Source organism: Streptomyces sp. PsTaAH-137, assembly GCF_003259365.1.
In the GTDB taxonomy this organism is placed as follows: domain Bacteria; phylum Actinomycetota; class Actinomycetes; order Streptomycetales; family Streptomycetaceae; genus Streptomyces.
The window spans coordinates 329,575-343,586 of record NZ_QLLY01000006.1 but is presented as its reverse complement, the minus strand read 5'-3'; the positions used below and the strand labels follow the sequence as shown (position 1 = coordinate 343,586).

General features: G+C 70.2%; 12 protein-coding genes. 1 reads left to right on the top strand and 11 read right to left on the bottom strand.

The features are described from left to right. Positions 1-10: 10 nt before the first annotated feature. The 8 genes from K377_RS16110 to K377_RS16075 all read right to left on the bottom strand — a co-directional run bounded on the left by K377_RS16110 (position 11) and on the right by K377_RS16075 (position 9,494). Positions 11-409, bottom strand: a complete 399-nt coding sequence (locus K377_RS16110; protein ID WP_111664014.1) for a cytidine deaminase — start codon at positions 407-409, stop codon at positions 11-13. Beyond that, the gene (locus tag K377_RS16105; RefSeq protein WP_111664013.1) at positions 406-1,674 is read right to left on the bottom strand and encodes an ABC transporter permease; all 1,269 of its coding nucleotides are present in this window, start codon (positions 1,672-1,674) and stop codon (positions 406-408) included. Before K377_RS16105 ends, K377_RS16110 begins: the two co-directional genes overlap by 4 nt. Further along, positions 1,671-2,801 (bottom strand): ABC transporter permease, encoded by a 1,131-nt coding sequence (locus K377_RS16100; RefSeq protein WP_111664198.1) that lies wholly within the window; start codon positions 2,799-2,801, stop codon positions 1,671-1,673. Before K377_RS16100 ends, K377_RS16105 begins: the two co-directional genes overlap by 4 nt. 5 nt (positions 2,802-2,806) lie before the next feature. Beyond that, positions 2,807-4,405: an ABC transporter ATP-binding protein gene (locus tag K377_RS16095; RefSeq protein WP_258395050.1), complete on the bottom strand. Its 1,599-nt coding sequence runs from the start codon at positions 4,403-4,405 to the stop codon at positions 2,807-2,809. 156 nt (positions 4,406-4,561) lie between these two features. Next, a complete protein-coding gene (locus K377_RS16090; RefSeq protein WP_111664012.1) occupies positions 4,562-5,614 on the bottom strand; it encodes a BMP family protein in 1,053 nt (350 codons plus the stop codon). A gap of 286 nt (positions 5,615-5,900) precedes the next feature. After that, entirely contained in the window at positions 5,901-6,959 is a 1,059-nt protein-coding gene (locus tag K377_RS16085) for a BMP family protein (protein ID WP_111664011.1), read from the bottom strand. A gap of 351 nt (positions 6,960-7,310) precedes the next feature. Next, positions 7,311-8,573, bottom strand: coding sequence for an amidohydrolase (locus K377_RS16080; protein ID WP_111664010.1), 1,263 nt, complete (start codon positions 8,571-8,573; stop codon positions 7,311-7,313). A gap of 174 nt (positions 8,574-8,747) precedes the next feature. Next, the gene (locus K377_RS16075; protein ID WP_111664009.1) at positions 8,748-9,494 is read right to left on the bottom strand and encodes a helix-turn-helix domain-containing protein; all 747 of its coding nucleotides are present in this window, start codon (positions 9,492-9,494) and stop codon (positions 8,748-8,750) included. Between the two features lie 238 nt (positions 9,495-9,732). On the opposite strand from K377_RS16075, the gene K377_RS16070 reads away from it, so the two are divergent. Continuing rightward, positions 9,733-10,404 carry a DUF4097 family beta strand repeat-containing protein gene (locus K377_RS16070; RefSeq protein ID WP_111664008.1) on the top strand — a complete coding sequence of 224 codons (672 nt, stop codon included), beginning with the start codon at positions 9,733-9,735 and terminating at the stop codon, positions 10,402-10,404. A gap of 253 nt (positions 10,405-10,657) precedes the next feature. Here K377_RS16070 and K377_RS16065 read toward each other — a convergent pair whose 3' ends face one another. The 3 genes from K377_RS16065 to K377_RS16055 all read right to left on the bottom strand — a co-directional run bounded on the left by K377_RS16065 (position 10,658) and on the right by K377_RS16055 (position 14,009). Beyond that, the gene (locus K377_RS16065) at positions 10,658-11,686 is read right to left on the bottom strand and encodes a hypothetical protein (protein WP_111664007.1); all 1,029 of its coding nucleotides are present in this window, start codon (positions 11,684-11,686) and stop codon (positions 10,658-10,660) included. 71 nt (positions 11,687-11,757) lie between these two features. Next, entirely contained in the window at positions 11,758-12,699 is a 942-nt protein-coding gene (locus K377_RS16060; RefSeq protein WP_111664006.1) for an N-acetylneuraminate synthase family protein, read from the bottom strand. Between the two features lie 14 nt (positions 12,700-12,713). After that, on the bottom strand, positions 12,714-14,009 hold the full coding sequence (locus K377_RS16055; RefSeq protein ID WP_111664005.1) for an N-acylneuraminate cytidylyltransferase: 1,296 nt from the start codon (positions 14,007-14,009) through the stop codon (positions 12,714-12,716). Positions 14,010-14,012: the final 3 nt, after the last annotated feature.

The following is a 14,012-nucleotide window of genomic DNA, read 5'->3' as shown; positions in this document are numbered from 1 at the left end:
GTGAAGAAGGTCAGACGAGGTGCTCCGGGCCGAAGGCGTCGGGCAGCATCTCGCCCAGCGAGCGCACCCCGGCGGACGTCTCCAGCAGGAGCCGGTCGCCCCCGAACTCGTACAGCAGCTGGCGGCAGCGGCCGCACGGCATCAGGATCTCGCCCTTGCCGTCCACGCACGTGAAGTGGGTGAGGCGGCCGCCGCCCGTCGCGGCGAGCTGGGAGACCAGTCCGCACTCGGCGCACAGGCCGAGCCCGTACGACGCGTTCTCGACGTTGCAGCCGGTGACGGTGCGGCCGTCGTCGACGCGGGCCGCCGCGCCGACCGGGAAGCCCGAGTACGGGGCGTACGCGCGGGACATGGCCTCGCGGGCCGCCTGCCGCAGTGCTTCCCAGTCGACGTCCGGGGCGGAGGTCACGTGCCCTGGCCCTTCCGGTACGGCTGGCCGTCCGCCTTCGGCATGCGCAGGCGCTGCGCCGAGAAGGACAGGACGAGCAGCGTGACGATGTACGGAGTCGCCGTGACGAGCTGGGTCGGCACGTCGTCCGTGGTGGCGTACCAGGCTGCCGTACCGACGGCCACGACGGCGCAGACCGCGCCGGCGACGTACTTCTTCCGCACCAGCATCCACACCGCGCCGATCACCAGGAGCAGGGCGACGAGGAGCAGCAGCGCGTGCACGTTCTCCGTGCCGCCGCGCAGCTTGAGGCTGTCGGTGTAGCCGAACAGGCCCGCGCCGAGGGCGAGTCCGCCCGGCATCCAGTTGCCGAAGATCATCGCGGCGAGGCCGATGTAGCCCTTGCCGGCGGTCTGGCCCTCCAGGTAGAAGGGGTTGGCGACGATCGACAGGAACGCGCCGCCGAGACCGGCGAGCCCGCCGGAGATGATCACGGCGATGTACTTGTACTTGATGACGTTGACGCCGAGCGACTCGGCGGCGACCGGGTTCTCGCCGCAGGAGCGCAGGCGCAGCCCGAACGAGGTGCGCCACAGGATCCACCAGGTGGCCGGGATGAGCGCGACGGCCACGATCGTCAGCGGGGACAGGTCCGTGAAGAGACCGCCGAGCAGACCGGCGATGTCCGAGATCAGGAACCAGTGCTTCTCGTTCAGGGTCGTCAGCCAGTCGGACAGCCCCGGGACGGTGATCGTGCCGAGCGAGTCGACCGGCGGGGACTGCTTGGTGGTGCCGCCCTCGACGCCCTCGAACGTGAAGTTGGAGAGGTAGCGGGTGACGCCGAGCGCGAGGATGTTGATGGCCACACCGGAGACGATGTGGTTCACGTTGAAGGTGACCGTGACGACGGCGTGCAGCAGGCCGCCGATGGCGCCGCCGATGATGCCGGCGAGGACGCCGACCCACGGGCCCCACTGGTAACCGGCCCAGGCGCCGAACCAGGTGCCGAGGATGAGCATGCCTTCGAGGCCGATGTTGACCACGCCGGCGCGCTCGGCCCACAGGCCGCCGAGCCCGGCGAGGCCGATCGGCACGGCGAGCTGGAGGGCGGTCGCCATCTGGCTCACGTTCGTGATGCCGTCCGCGTCGGTGATCAGGCGGACCAGGGAGGTCAGCACCAGGACCGCGGCGATGACGATCATCGTGACGGGCAGGGACATTCTGCGGCGGCCGCCGGGTGCGGGCTGCGACGCGGGCTTCTTGTCGAGGACCGTAGCCGTGCTCATCGGGCAGCCACCTCCTTCTTGAGGTCGTTGGTGTCGGTGGGCCGCGCGAGCGCGGTGCCGAGTTCGATGCCGACCCGGCGCTGCTGGCGGCGCTGCCCCCAGACGCGTACGGACTCGTAGGAGACGACGACGGCGATCACGATGATGCCCTGCATGATCGTCGCGATCTCCTTGTCGTAGCCCTCGAAGTCGAGCTGCTGCGAGGCCTTGTCGAGCCAGGCGATCAGGAGGGACGCGAAGGCGATGCCGACCGGGCTGTTCCGGCCGAGGAGGGCGATCGTGATGCCGGTGAAGCCGATGGTGGTCGGGAAGGTGAGGCTGTAGGTGTGCGCCTCGCCGAGCAGCAGCGGCATGCCGGCCAGGCCCGCGAGGCCGCCGGAGACGAGCATCGCGGTCAGCACCATGCGCTTGGCGTCGACGCCGGAGGCGGCCGCGGCCGACTCGGAGGAGCCGGTGGCGCGCAGGTCGAAGCCGAAGCGGGTGCGGTTGAGGACGAACCAGTAGACGACGCCGAGCAGCGCGGCGATGACCACGAAGCCGTAGATCTCGCCGGAGGCGCCCATGTTGATGCCGGGGAACCAGCCGGACTCGTGCATCGTGCCGGTCGTCTTGTTGTTGCCGACCTGCACGCCGAAGATCTCGGGCAGGTAGAGGTAGCCGATCAGGCCGGACGCGATGGAGTTCAGCATGATCGTCGCGACGACCTCGCTGACCCCGCGCGTCACCTTCAGGATGCCCGCGATGCCGGCCCACATGGCGCCGGTGAGCATCGCGACGATGATCAGCATCGGCAGCTGGAGGGCGGCGGGCAGCGCCACCTTCGCGCCGACGATGGCGGCGACCATCGCGGCGAGCCGGTACTGGCCGTCGACGCCGATGTTGAAGAGGTTCATCCGGAAGCCGATGGCCACCGCGAGGGCGGCCAGGTAGTACATGGCCGCCTGGTTGATGATCAGGACCTGTACGTCGGAGTACGTGGCCTGGGTGAACATGATCGTGTAGGGCTGGAACGGGCTCTTGCCCGACAGCACCAGCACGATCGAGGTCAGGACGACCGACGTCACCAGGGCGATGACCGGACCGGCCGCCCCGAGGAGCAGCCGCTCCTTGTCGAACGTGTTCTTCATGGCCATCAGGACTCGTCCTCCGGCTGACGGGTCGCCGGAACGTCGGCGTCTTGTGGTGCGTGCTCTACGTGTTCCAGGTGGCCGGAGGCCGCGCCGGTCATCGCCGAGCCCAGCTCCTCCGGCGTGATCGTGGCCGGGTCGGCGTCGGCGACGAGCCGCCCGCGGTAGATCACGCGGAGGGTGTCGGAGAGGCCGATCAGCTCGTCGAGGTCGGCGGAGATCAGCAGCACCGCGAGTCCTTCGCGGCGGGCCTCGCGGATCTGGTCCCAGATCTGGGCCTGTGCGCCGACGTCCACACCCCGCGTGGGGTGCGCGGCGATGAGGAAGCGCGGGTTGTGGCTCATCTCGCGGCCGACGATCAGCTTCTGCTGGTTGCCGCCGGACAGGGAGGCGGCGGTGACGTCGATGCCGGGGGTGCGCACGTCGTACTCCTCGACGATGCGCCGGGTGTCGGCCTGCGCGGCCTTGATGTCGAGCAGGACGCCCTTGGCGTTGGGCTTCTCGGTGACGTGGCCGAGGATGCGGTTCTCCCACAGCGGGGACTCCAGGAGGAGCCCGTGGCGGTGGCGGTCCTCGGGGATGTACCCGACGCCCCGCTCGCGGCGCTTGCGGGTGGACCACGCGGTGATCTCGTCGGCCTCCAGCGCGATGGTGCCGGAGTCGGCGTGCTTGAGGCCGATGATCGCGTCGATCAGCTCGGTCTGGCCGTTGCCCTCGACGCCCGCGAGGCCCAGGACCTCACCGGCGTGGATGGTGAAGGAGATGTCGTCGAGCAGCGGACGGCCGCCCTCGGCGTCCAGCCGCAGGCCCTCGACGGTGAGCACCGGGCGGTCGGTGACCGTGGACTCGGAGGTCTCCGGAGTCGGCAGTTCGGAGCCGACCATCAGCTCGGCGAGCTGGCGCGGGGTGGTCTCGGCGGGGACGGCGGTGCCGACCGTGGTGCCGCGCCGGATGACGGTGATCTCGTCGGCGACGGAGAGGACTTCGCCGAGCTTGTGCGAGATGAAGATGACGGACAGGCCCTCGGCCTTGAGCTCGCGCAGGTTGTCGAAGAGCGCGTCGACCTCCTGCGGCACGAGCACCGCGGTCGGCTCGTCGAGGATCAGGGTGGTGGCGCCGCGGTAGAGGACCTTGAGGATCTCCACGCGCTGGCGGTCGGCGACGCCGAGGTCCTCGACGAGGACGTCCGGGCGTACGCCGAGGCCGTAGCGCTCGGATATCTCCAGGATCTTCCGTCGGGCCCTGGCGCCGATCCCGTACAGCTTCTCGCTGCCGAGCGCCACGTTCTCCAGGACCGTGAGGTTGTCGGCGAGCATGAAGTGCTGGTGGACCATGCCGATGCCGCGGGCGATGGCGTCGGCGGGCGAGGCGTACGAGACGGTCTCGCCGTCGATGGCGATGGTGCCCTCGTCCGGCTTCTGCATGCCGTAGAGGATCTTCATCAGCGTCGACTTGCCCGCACCGTTCTCCCCGACGAGGGCGTGGACGGTGCCCTTGTGGACGGTGAGGTGGATGTCGTGGTTGGCGACGACGCCGGGGAAGCGTTTGGTGATGCCGGTCAGTTCGACGGCCGGCGGGCTGCTGGACGCGTTGATGGCGCACACTCCTGTGGAATGGACAGGGGGCCGACGCCTATGACTACGCGCGTAGAGCCCCTACGGCACTGCGAGTTGGGCACAATCCGGACAAACGGGGTGAGGGAAGGCGTCGTACTCAGCCTCCCCGCACCCCGTTCCCAGAACGTGTCCCGCTGGTTACGGCTACTTGGTGTTGACCTTGATCTCGCCGCTGACGATCTTCTCCTGGGCAGTCTTCAGAGCCTTCTGGAGGTCCGCGTTCTTCGCGAACTCCGGGTTCGAGCCGGCCAGGGCGACCTCTCCGGACTTGAGGTCACCGGTGATGACACCGGTCTCGGGCTTGCCATCCTGGACCGACTTCGCCAGGTTGTACACGGCCTTGGCGACGTCCTTCGTCGCGGAGGTCAGGATGTACTTCTTGTACTTGGCGAGGGCTTCCTGCTTGTACTGGTCGGAGTCGACGCCGATCGCCCACACCTTGTTCTCAGCGGCGGCCTGGATGACGCCCTGACCGGACAGGCCGGCCGCGTGGTAGACCACGTCGGCGCCCTTGTCGATCTGGCCCTCGGCGGCCGTCTTGCCCTTGTCGGGGCTGGAGAAGCCACCCTCGGCCGCGGTCTCGGTCAGGAACTGCGAGACGACCTTGGCCTTCTTGTTGGTGTCCTTGACGCCCTGCTCGAAGCCGGCCTCGAACTTGTGGATGAGCGGCACGTCCACGCCGCCCACGAAGCCCACGACGTTCGACTTCGTCGCCTTGGCGGCGGTGACGCCGGCCAGGTACGAGGCCTCCTGCTCGCTGAAGACGAGGTCCGCGACGTTCTTCGACTGGACCGTCGAGTCGTCGACGATGCCGAAGGTGACGTTCGGGTACTTGGCCGCGGCTTCCTTGACGGCCGGCGCGTAGGCGTAGCCGATGCCGACGATGGGGTTGTAGCCCTGCTTGGCGAGAGCGACCAGGCGCGCGGTCTTGTCGGCGTCCGACTCGCCGTCGCTCGGCTCCACGTCGGTACCCTTGTAGCCGAAGGCCTTCTCGGACTGCTTCAGGCCCTCGTACGCGGCGTCGTTGAAGGACTGGTCACCCTTGCCGCCGACGTCGTAGGAGATGGCGAGACCCTTGGACTTGCCGCCGTCGCTCTGCTTCGAGGCGTCGGAGGACGTGCCGCCGCAGGCGGCGAGGGACGCGGCGAGGGCGACGGTCGCAGTGCCTGCGAGCGCTATTCGGGAAACCCGGCGCATGGGATGAGCTCCTTCGTACATGCACCGACGGCGTTCCGGACGGCGCTGCTTTCGCCGCAGATTAACGCGCGTAGACAGAACATAAAACCCCCTTCGCCCCACTGTTATCGGGCTGTACTGAAAGCCCTAAGTCGGGCGCGGTGAACGGTGCGTGACGGGTGCGTCCGCGACGCAGCAAAGCGGGGCGCGGACCGGTCGTGCCGGTCCGCGCCCCGCCCGTCGAGCGTGCGTGTCGCTTCGTCTCGCTCCGTCGTGCTCCGTGCTGCTCTGCCTGTCTCGCTCCGTCTTACTTCGTCGCGACGGTGATCTTGCCGTCGATGATGTCCTGCTTGGCCTTGGCGACCGCGTCCGCGAGGCCGGCGATGGACGTGAACTTGGGGTTGGTGTCCGTGATGCCGACGCCGCCCGCCTTCAGGTCGAACCGGGTCACGCCGGACAGCGGCTTGCCGTCCTTCACGGACTTGGCCAGCTTGTAGACCGCGCCGCCGACGTCCTTGGTGGCCGAGGTGAGGATGTAGTCCTTGTACTTGGCGAGGGCTTCCTGCTGGTACTGGTCGGAGTCCACGCCGATCGCCCACACCTTGTGCGCGGCGGCGGCCTGGATGACGCCCTGACCCGACAGGCCGGCCGCGTGGTAGACCACGTCGGCGCCCTTCTCGATCTGGCCCTCGGCGGCGGTCTTGCCCTTGTCGGGGCTGGAGAAGCCGCCCTCGGCCGCGGTCTCGGTCAGGTACTGCGGGATCACCTTGATCTTGCTGTTGGTGTCCTTGACGCCCTGCTCGAAGCCCGCGCCGAACTTGTGGATCAGCGGCACGTCCACACCGCCGACGAAGCCGACGGTGTTCGACTTGGTGGCCTTCGCGGCGGCGACGCCCGCCAGGTAGGAGGCCTGCTCCTCGCTGAAGACCAGGTCCGCGACGTTCTTCGCGGTGATCGTGGAGTCGTCGACGATGCCGAAGGAGGTCTTGGGGTACTTCGCGGCGGCGGCCTTCACGGCGGGCGCGTAGGCGAAGCCGACCCCGATGACCGGGTTGTAGCCCTGCTTGGCCATCGACTCCAGGCGGGCCGTCTTGTCGGCGTCGGACTCGCCGTCGCTCGGCTCCAGGTCCTTGCTCTTGTAGCCGAACTCGTCGGTGGCCTTCTTCATGCCCGCGTACGCGGCGTCGTTGAAGGACTGGTCACCGCGCCCGCCGACGTCGTAGGCGAGGCCGATGCCGAGGTTCTTGCTCTTCCCCTCGGAGGCGGCCTTGTCCCCGCTGGTGCCACCGCAGGCGGTGGCCGCGAGGGCGAGACCGGTGACGACCACGGCGGTCCGCGTGAGCCGGGACGTGACAGAACGACGCATGATGGGCTGCTCCTTCGTCAACACGCCGCGAAGGGCGTTGAGTTCGGCGGAGCGTAACGCGCGTAGAAGGGGGGCGGAAGCGGGTTGGGCACCGCCGTTACCGGATCGTGGCGGGGGTTGGTTACATCTGGGTGTCGTGGGGGGACGCCGGGTGCAAAGGGGGTCATTTCGCGGGGTGTTCGGGTGCCGGTCGAGTGCGGCTGGTCGCGCAGTTCCCCGCGCCCCTGAGATGCGCACTGCGTGCGCCATCTCATCGGGGGAGGCTGCGCGGAGCGCATGCCTCAGGGGCGCGGGAAACTGCGCGAGAAGCGGCCACCGGGCCGCGCACGAAAGACCACGCCGTGGCGCGGGTCAGGCGAGGTCGGCGTCCAAGAGGGCGGCGGCTGTGAAGAGTTCGACGCCCACCGTGATCGCGTACTCGTCGGCGTCGAAGTCGCCCTGGTGGAGGTCGCGGCTGACCCGGTCGCCCGGGGCCTTCACGCCGAGGCGGGCCATGGCGCCGGGAACGTGCTCCAGGTACCAGGAGAAGTCCTCCCCGCCCAGGCTCTGCGGAGTGTCCTCGACGGAGTCGGCACCGAGGCGGGCGGTCATCGCGTCGCGGAGAAGGTCGGTCACGGCCGGGTCGTTGACGACCGGAGGGACCCCGCGTACGTAGTTCACGACCGGCTTGGCCCGGTACAGGTCGGCGATCTCCTGGATGGCGGCGTGCACCAGATCGGGCGCCGCCCGCCACGCGTCCAGGTCCAGGCAGCGCACGGTGCCGGACAGCTCGGCGTGCTGCGGGATCACATTGCAGGCGTGCCCGGTCTCCAGGCGCCCCCAGGTGACGGAGAGCCCGGAGCGCGCGTCGACCCGGCGCCCGACCAGCGCGGGCACCTCGGTGGCGACCTTGGCGGCGGCGACGACGAGGTCGGTGGTCAGGTGCGGGCGCGCGGTGTGCCCGCCGGGCCCGTCGAGGGTGACCTCCAGGCGGTCGCACGCCGAGGTGATGGCCCCGGCCCGCAGCCCGATCCGTCCGGCGTCGACCTTCGGGTCGCAGTGCACCCCGACGATCTTCCGTACGCCGTCCAGGACTCCGCACTCGATCGCGTCGGGAGCGCCGCCGGGCAGCACCTCCTCGGCGGGCTGGAAGATCAGCCGCACCGGGTGCGGCAGCAGGCCCTGGCGGTGCAGGTCGGCGAGGACGAGTCCGGCGCCGAGCACGACGGTGGTGTGCACGTCGTGCCCGCAGGCGTGCGCGCGGTCGGGCACGGTGGACCGGTAGGCGCAGGTGACCTTGGTGTCCGGGATGGGCAGCGCGTCGATGTCGGCGCGCAGCGCGAACATCCCGCGCCCGCCGCGCCACTCGCCGTCCTCGGTGCCGATGTCGCAGATGAGCCCGGTCCCCATGCCGAGCACGCGGGGTACGAGCCCCGCCTGCTCCAGGCGGGCCTTGAGCGCGGCGGTGGTGCGGAACTCCTGATTGCCCAGCTCGGGGTGCATGTGCAAGTCGCGCCGGAAGGCGATGAGTTCGGCACGCAGGGCTTCGGGCAGCGTGCCGGGGAGCACGGCGCCCGGGGCGGGTTCCCCGGCGGCTTCACCCGGCTGGTCGGCCTCGGACTCTCGGGACTTCATCTGGTTCACCCTGTGAAGGGTAGGGCGACGCAGGGGCCAACTAACGGTCGATCAACAAAAGTTCAGCCAGATTGACGTAAGAAATCTGGCGGAGCTGCGCATGTCGATCGCACAGAGAGGGTATGCAGACTCTTTCGACCTGCGGTCCAGCCGGATTCGAGCGGTGTGCGACCGTCACTCCCCGGGAGTCGACTCACCGGCGCCTTGCGCACCCGGCTTCGTATGGAGGATCGCGCGGGCCTGCTCGGCGGCGCGGGCGGTGTTCTCGGAGACGAAGTCGAGGAAGCGGGCGATGTTCTCCAGGCGCACGCCGACCGGGGTGGCCGGGCCCAGCAGGCCCGATCCCTCGCGCGCGATGGCCACGATCCGGGCCGTGGCCTGGGCGCTGGCGACCATCGACTGGTACCAGATGTCGTCGTCGACGACATAGCGCTCGCGGCGGCGCTCGTCCCGCTCCCGGCGCACCATGCCGAGGCCCTCGATGAAGGCGATCGCCTTGGAGACGGAGGCCGGGCTGACCTGGAGCCGCTGGACGAGCTCGGCCGCGGTGAGGCTGCCCTCGTCGCTGAGGCAGATGCTGGACAGTACGCGGGCCATCATCTTGGGCATGCCCGAGGCCATCATGACGGTGGTGAACGTCTCCTCGAACTCGCGCACCGCCGCGTCGTCGCGCCCGTCGGCCCGCGCGGGCTGCTGGGCGCCCCGGGGCGCGGCCTGCTTGCGCCGGTGGGCGCGCTGCTCGGTGGCGCGGTGGGCGAGGTCGGCGCGGTACGAGGTCGGGCCGCCGTTGCGCATCACCTCGCGGGTGACGGTCGAGGTGGGGCGGTCCAGGCGCCGGGCGATCTCGGCGTAGGCGAGGCCGTCGGCCAGTCCCAGCGCGATCTGCTGCCGTTCCTGCTGGCTGAGCCTGCCTCCCGGCATCGCCGTCTCCTTCGTCCGTACTGGCCCCCGCTGCGTCCTGCCGTCGTGACTATAGCGTTCACTATCGATCTATTGCAACGGTCGGGAGTGGAGGCGTTGCGTTATCTGGGAATCAATTGCAACGAATTTGCCGCCTTGAACTGGACCAACTGAAATTATGCGCAACGTTGCTGTTGCCTAATCTATGAACGCAACGTAGCGTTTTCCTCATCAGAAACGATGAGCCAAGGAGCCAGTGATGCAGAAGTTCGCCACCCCCGCCACCATCTCCGCCGTCATCGACATCCCCGCGGGCCGCATCCAGTTCATCGCCGCCGACCGGGCGGACACGGTCGTCGAGGTGCGGCCGGCCGACGCCACGAAGAGCCGCGACGTGAAGGCGGCCGGGCAGGTCGAGGTCGGTTACGCCGACGGCCGGCTGCGGATCGCGGCGGCCGCCGCGAAGAAACAGCTCTTCGGTCCGTCCGGCGCCGTGGAGGTGACCGTGCAGCTGCCGGCCGGCTCGCATGTCGAGGCGACCGCGGCCGCCGCCGAGCTGCGGGGGGTCGGGCGGCTCGGTGACGTCACCTACGAGAGTGCGCAGGGGCCGGTCAAGCTGGACGAGGCCGCGCGTGTCCGCCTCAGCCTCAAGGGCGGCGACATCGTCGTCGGGCGGCTGACGGGGGATGCCGAGATCAGCACCATGAAGGGCGATCTGACCGTCTCCGAGGCGGGCGGCGGCACGGTGACGCTGCGCACCGAGTCCGGGGATGTGAGCGTCGGCGCCGCGCGCGGTGTCTCCGCGACGCTCGATGCCGGTACCTCTTACGGGCGGATCACCAACACGCTGCGGAACGCCGACGGGGGCGCTGCCGCTCTCACCATCCACGCCACCACGAGCTACGGCAACATCGCCGCGCGCAGCCTCTGACACCGGCCTCGTACCCGGCTGCGAGCCGGTGGCCGCTTCTCGCGCAGTTCCCCGCGCCCCTCAAACCAGTTCCTCAAGCGCGCCTCTCGTCGTGGCTGGTCGCGCAGTTCCCCGCGCCCCTGAAGGCTGCGCTTCGCGCGCCTTCCCCTGATGAGATGACGCACGAAGTGCGCGTCTCAGGGGCGCGGGGAACTGCGCGAGAAGCGGCCACCGGGGCGCGCTCGGAGAACGGCCCGGAAAGAACGGCGCCGCGTCATACGGTTCGGACGCCGCGGGCGGACCCCGCGATGCCGGCCAGGAAACCCTGGGCGTGCGCGGAGACGCCCTCCGTCAGCCAGGCCGGATCGATCTCGCAGACGGCGACCTTCACCCCCGTGCCCTCCAGCGCGATCGGCAGCGTGTGCACCACGGTCGACGGAAAGCTGAGGATCGTACGGCCGATGGGACCGCGGCGGGCGATGAGTTCGAGGGGGAGGTCCGGGCGGACGACCTCCAGGCCGGTCTCGGTGGCGAGCCGGTGAAGCTTGTCGGCGCTCTCGCGCCGGTGCGCGAAATAGCGGGTGGCGCCGTGCGCGGCGGCCAACTCGCTGACCGCGACGAGATAGCGGTCGAGGTCGACGACTCCCGTTTCCACCAGGGAGGTTCCGACCAGGTCTGCACCGCGTGTCAGCCGCGGCGGACCGAACCGGGAGCGGGTCCAGGCGTACGTGTTCTCGGTGACCGTCACTCCCTCCGGCACCCCCTCCACCGGCATGGAGGTGAACAGGGAGACGGAGCGGCGGCCACCGGCGCGCGGGGTGAGCCGTCTTCGGGCCGCCGAGGCGACGGGCCCGAAGACGAGGTCGCGGGGCCCGGGCCGGCCCCCGCGCCGGTGCCACCGCACGAGACGTTCGCCGCCCGCGAGCTGGGTGACGAACTCCATGGTGGCGGTGCCGTCGTCGACCACGACGAGGTCGCGGGCGCGGGTGATGGTCAGGAGGAGCTGTACGTAGCGGGAGAAGGGGTCGCCGAGCACGATCCGGTCCGCCGAGCGCAGCGGCCCGGCGAGGCCGCCGATGGTCTGGAAGGGAGCGGCGGCGCCGCCGCGCGCCTCCTCCCAGCGCACCGTGTGGCCTTCCTCGCGGGCGAGTTCGGCGACGCGGCGGAGCTGGCCGCGGGTCATGGGGTCGGTGGGCGAGAGCACGACGACGGTGGCGTGGCCACCATCGAGGTGGGCCCATTCGAGAACGTTGAGGAGCTGTACCGGGCTCTCGACGAAGCACAACGTACCGCTGGTGGACATGCGACCCCTCCCGAGGGACGCCCGGGCGGCCCGGCACGTCACCCGTGCCGGACCGCCCGTGACGTACTGGATCAGACGCCGACCGGCTCACCGGCGGCGACGGCGATCTCGGACTCGGCGACGACGCCCGCGACACGGCGGAGCTTCTTCATCGGGCCGAGCTCGGACTCGTAGACCTTCTTGACGCCGTCACCGAGGGAGGCCTCGATGGTGCGGATGTCGCGGACGAGGCGCGTCAGGCCCTGCGGCTCCACCGAGGCGGCCTGGTCGGAGCCCCACATGGCGCGGTCGAGGGTGATGTGGCGCTCGACGAAGGTGGCGCCGAGGGCGACGGCCGCGAGGGTCGTCTGGAGGCCGGTCTCGTGGCCCGAGTAGCCGATCGGGACGTTCGGGTACTCGGCCTGGAGGGTGTTGATGACGCGGAGGTTGAGCTCCTCGGCCACCGACGGGTACGTCGACGTGGCGTGGCACATCAGGATGTTGTCCGAGCCGAGGACCTCGACCGCGTGGCGGATCTGCTTCGGGGTGGACATGCCGGTGGAGAGGATGACCGTGCGGCCGGTGGCGCGCAGGGCGCGCAGCAGCTCGTCGTCGGTGAGCGACGCGGAGGCGACCTTGTGGGCCGGGACGTCGAACTTCTCCAGGAAGGCGACGGCCTCGGTGTCCCACGGGGAGGCGAACCAGTCGATGCCGCGCTTCTTGCAGTGCTCGTCGATCTGGCGGTACTCGTCCTCGCCGAACTCGACGCGGTGGCGGTAGTCGATGTAGGTCATGCGACCCCAGGGGGTGTCGCGCTCGATGTCCCACTGGTCGCGCGGGGTGCAGATCTCGGGGGTGCGCTTCTGGAACTTGACGGCGTCGCAGCCGGCCTCGGCGGCGACGTCGATCAGCTTGAACGCGTTCTCCAGGTCACCGTTGTGGTTGATGCCGATCTCGCCGGTGATGTAGACGGGCTGACCGGGGCCCGCGGTGCGCGAACCGAAGGTGCGGAGGCGAGAGTTCAGAGCAGACATGTGGGATGCGTTCCTTACTTGGTTTCGAGGGTGTCGAGAGAGGGGCCGAGGATCCAGCTGGCGATCTCTCGGATCGCGCCTTCGCCACCGGGGACGGTGGTGACCGCGCGTGCGGCGCCGCGTACGACGTCGTGGGCGCTCGCGACCGCCACGGGCCAGCCGACTGCGGCGAAGCACGGGAGGTCGTTCACGTCGTTGCCGACGTAGAGCACGCGCTCCGGCGCGATGCCCTGCTCCTCGCACCACTGCTTCAGTGCGAGGTCCTTGCGGTCGATGCCGTGCAGGACCGGGATCTTGAGCTTCCGGGCCCGGGCGGCGACGACCGGGTTCACCTCCGTGGACAGGATCAGCATCGTGAGGCCGCTCTTGCGGAGGGCCGCGATGCCGAGGCCGTCACCGCGGTGCACGGTGACGAACTCCCGTCCGTCGGAGTCGATCAGCACCTTGTCGTCGGTCTGGGTGCCGTCGAAGTCGAGGACGACCGCGTCGATGTCTTCCTTGGTGGGAAGCGAGCGCTGGTCGAAGAGGGGGGCCAGCGCGCGGGCGCGGGCCAGGTCGTGCGGGTCGTCGATCTCCAGGACGCGCGCGGGGTCGGTGCGCACCAGTTCCGTACGGCCGAAGAAGCGGTGCTCGTGGCGGCGGAAGCCGGTGGCCTCCATCGCGTACACGGCGCCGGTCTCCAGGAGGTCCTGGGGGCGGTCCTGGCGGCGCGGCCGGAAGGACTTGTCGTGGTTGACGCCGTAGCCGCCGCTGGTGGCGGGCGCCTCGGTGAGGAGGGTGCCGGAGCCGCCGACGGAGGCCGCCCGCTCCCCCGCGATGGCCTGCGCCTCGTCCGCGGCGTCGCGCCACACGAAGCCGTGGAAGGGGGCGACGGTCAGGGCGCTGTCGGCGCCGCCCTCGATGATTGCGGCGACCACTCCGTCGATGTCCTCGCGGACGATGAACGGGCTGGTGCACTGCACGAGCAGCACCACGTCCACGGCCGCGCCCTGGAGCGCCTCGTGGGCGTCCATGGCGTGCAGCACGGCCGCCTCGGAGGTGGCCTTGTCGCCGGCGATGGCGGTGGGCCGGGTGACGACCTCGGCGCCCGCCTCCCGGGCGGCGGCCGCGATGGCCGCGTCGTCGGTGGAGACCACGACGTCGGTGACGTGCCGGGTGGCGAGGCATTCGCGCACGGCGCGGGCCACCAGGGGCACGCCGCCGACCGGGGCGAGGTTCTTGGCCGGTACGCCCTTGGAGCCGCCGCGCGCCGGGATCACGGCGAGGACGCGGCGAACGGGGGCGGCCTGGACCGCTTCCGGGTCGGTCATGTG

Bases quoted from the DNA above. Each gene is read 5' to 3' on its own strand.
- K377_RS16105 (WP_111664013.1), bottom strand. From the start codon at position 1,674: ATGAGCACGGCTACGGTCCTCGACAAGAAGCCCGCGTCGCAGCCCGCA.
- K377_RS16100 (WP_111664198.1), bottom strand. From the start codon at position 2,801: ATGAAGAACACGTTCGACAAGGAGCGGCTGCTCCTCGGGGCGGCCGGT.
- K377_RS16090 (WP_111664012.1), bottom strand. From the start codon at position 5,614: ATGCGCCGGGTTTCCCGAATAGCGCTCGCAGGCACTGCGACCGTCGCC.
- K377_RS16085 (WP_111664011.1), bottom strand. From the start codon at position 6,959: ATGCGTCGTTCTGTCACGTCCCGGCTCACGCGGACCGCCGTGGTCGTC.
- K377_RS16080 (WP_111664010.1), bottom strand. From the start codon at position 8,573: ATGAAGTCCCGAGAGTCCGAGGCCGACCAGCCGGGTGAAGCCGCCGGG.
- K377_RS16075 (WP_111664009.1), bottom strand. From the start codon at position 9,494: ATGCCGGGAGGCAGGCTCAGCCAGCAGGAACGGCAGCAGATCGCGCTG.
- K377_RS16070 (WP_111664008.1), top strand. From the start codon at position 9,733: ATGCAGAAGTTCGCCACCCCCGCCACCATCTCCGCCGTCATCGACATC.
- K377_RS16065 (WP_111664007.1), bottom strand. From the start codon at position 11,686: ATGTCCACCAGCGGTACGTTGTGCTTCGTCGAGAGCCCGGTACAGCTC.
- K377_RS16060 (WP_111664006.1), bottom strand. From the start codon at position 12,699: ATGTCTGCTCTGAACTCTCGCCTCCGCACCTTCGGTTCGCGCACCGCG.
- K377_RS16055 (WP_111664005.1), bottom strand. From the start codon at position 14,009: ATGACCGACCCGGAAGCGGTCCAGGCCGCCCCCGTTCGCCGCGTCCTC.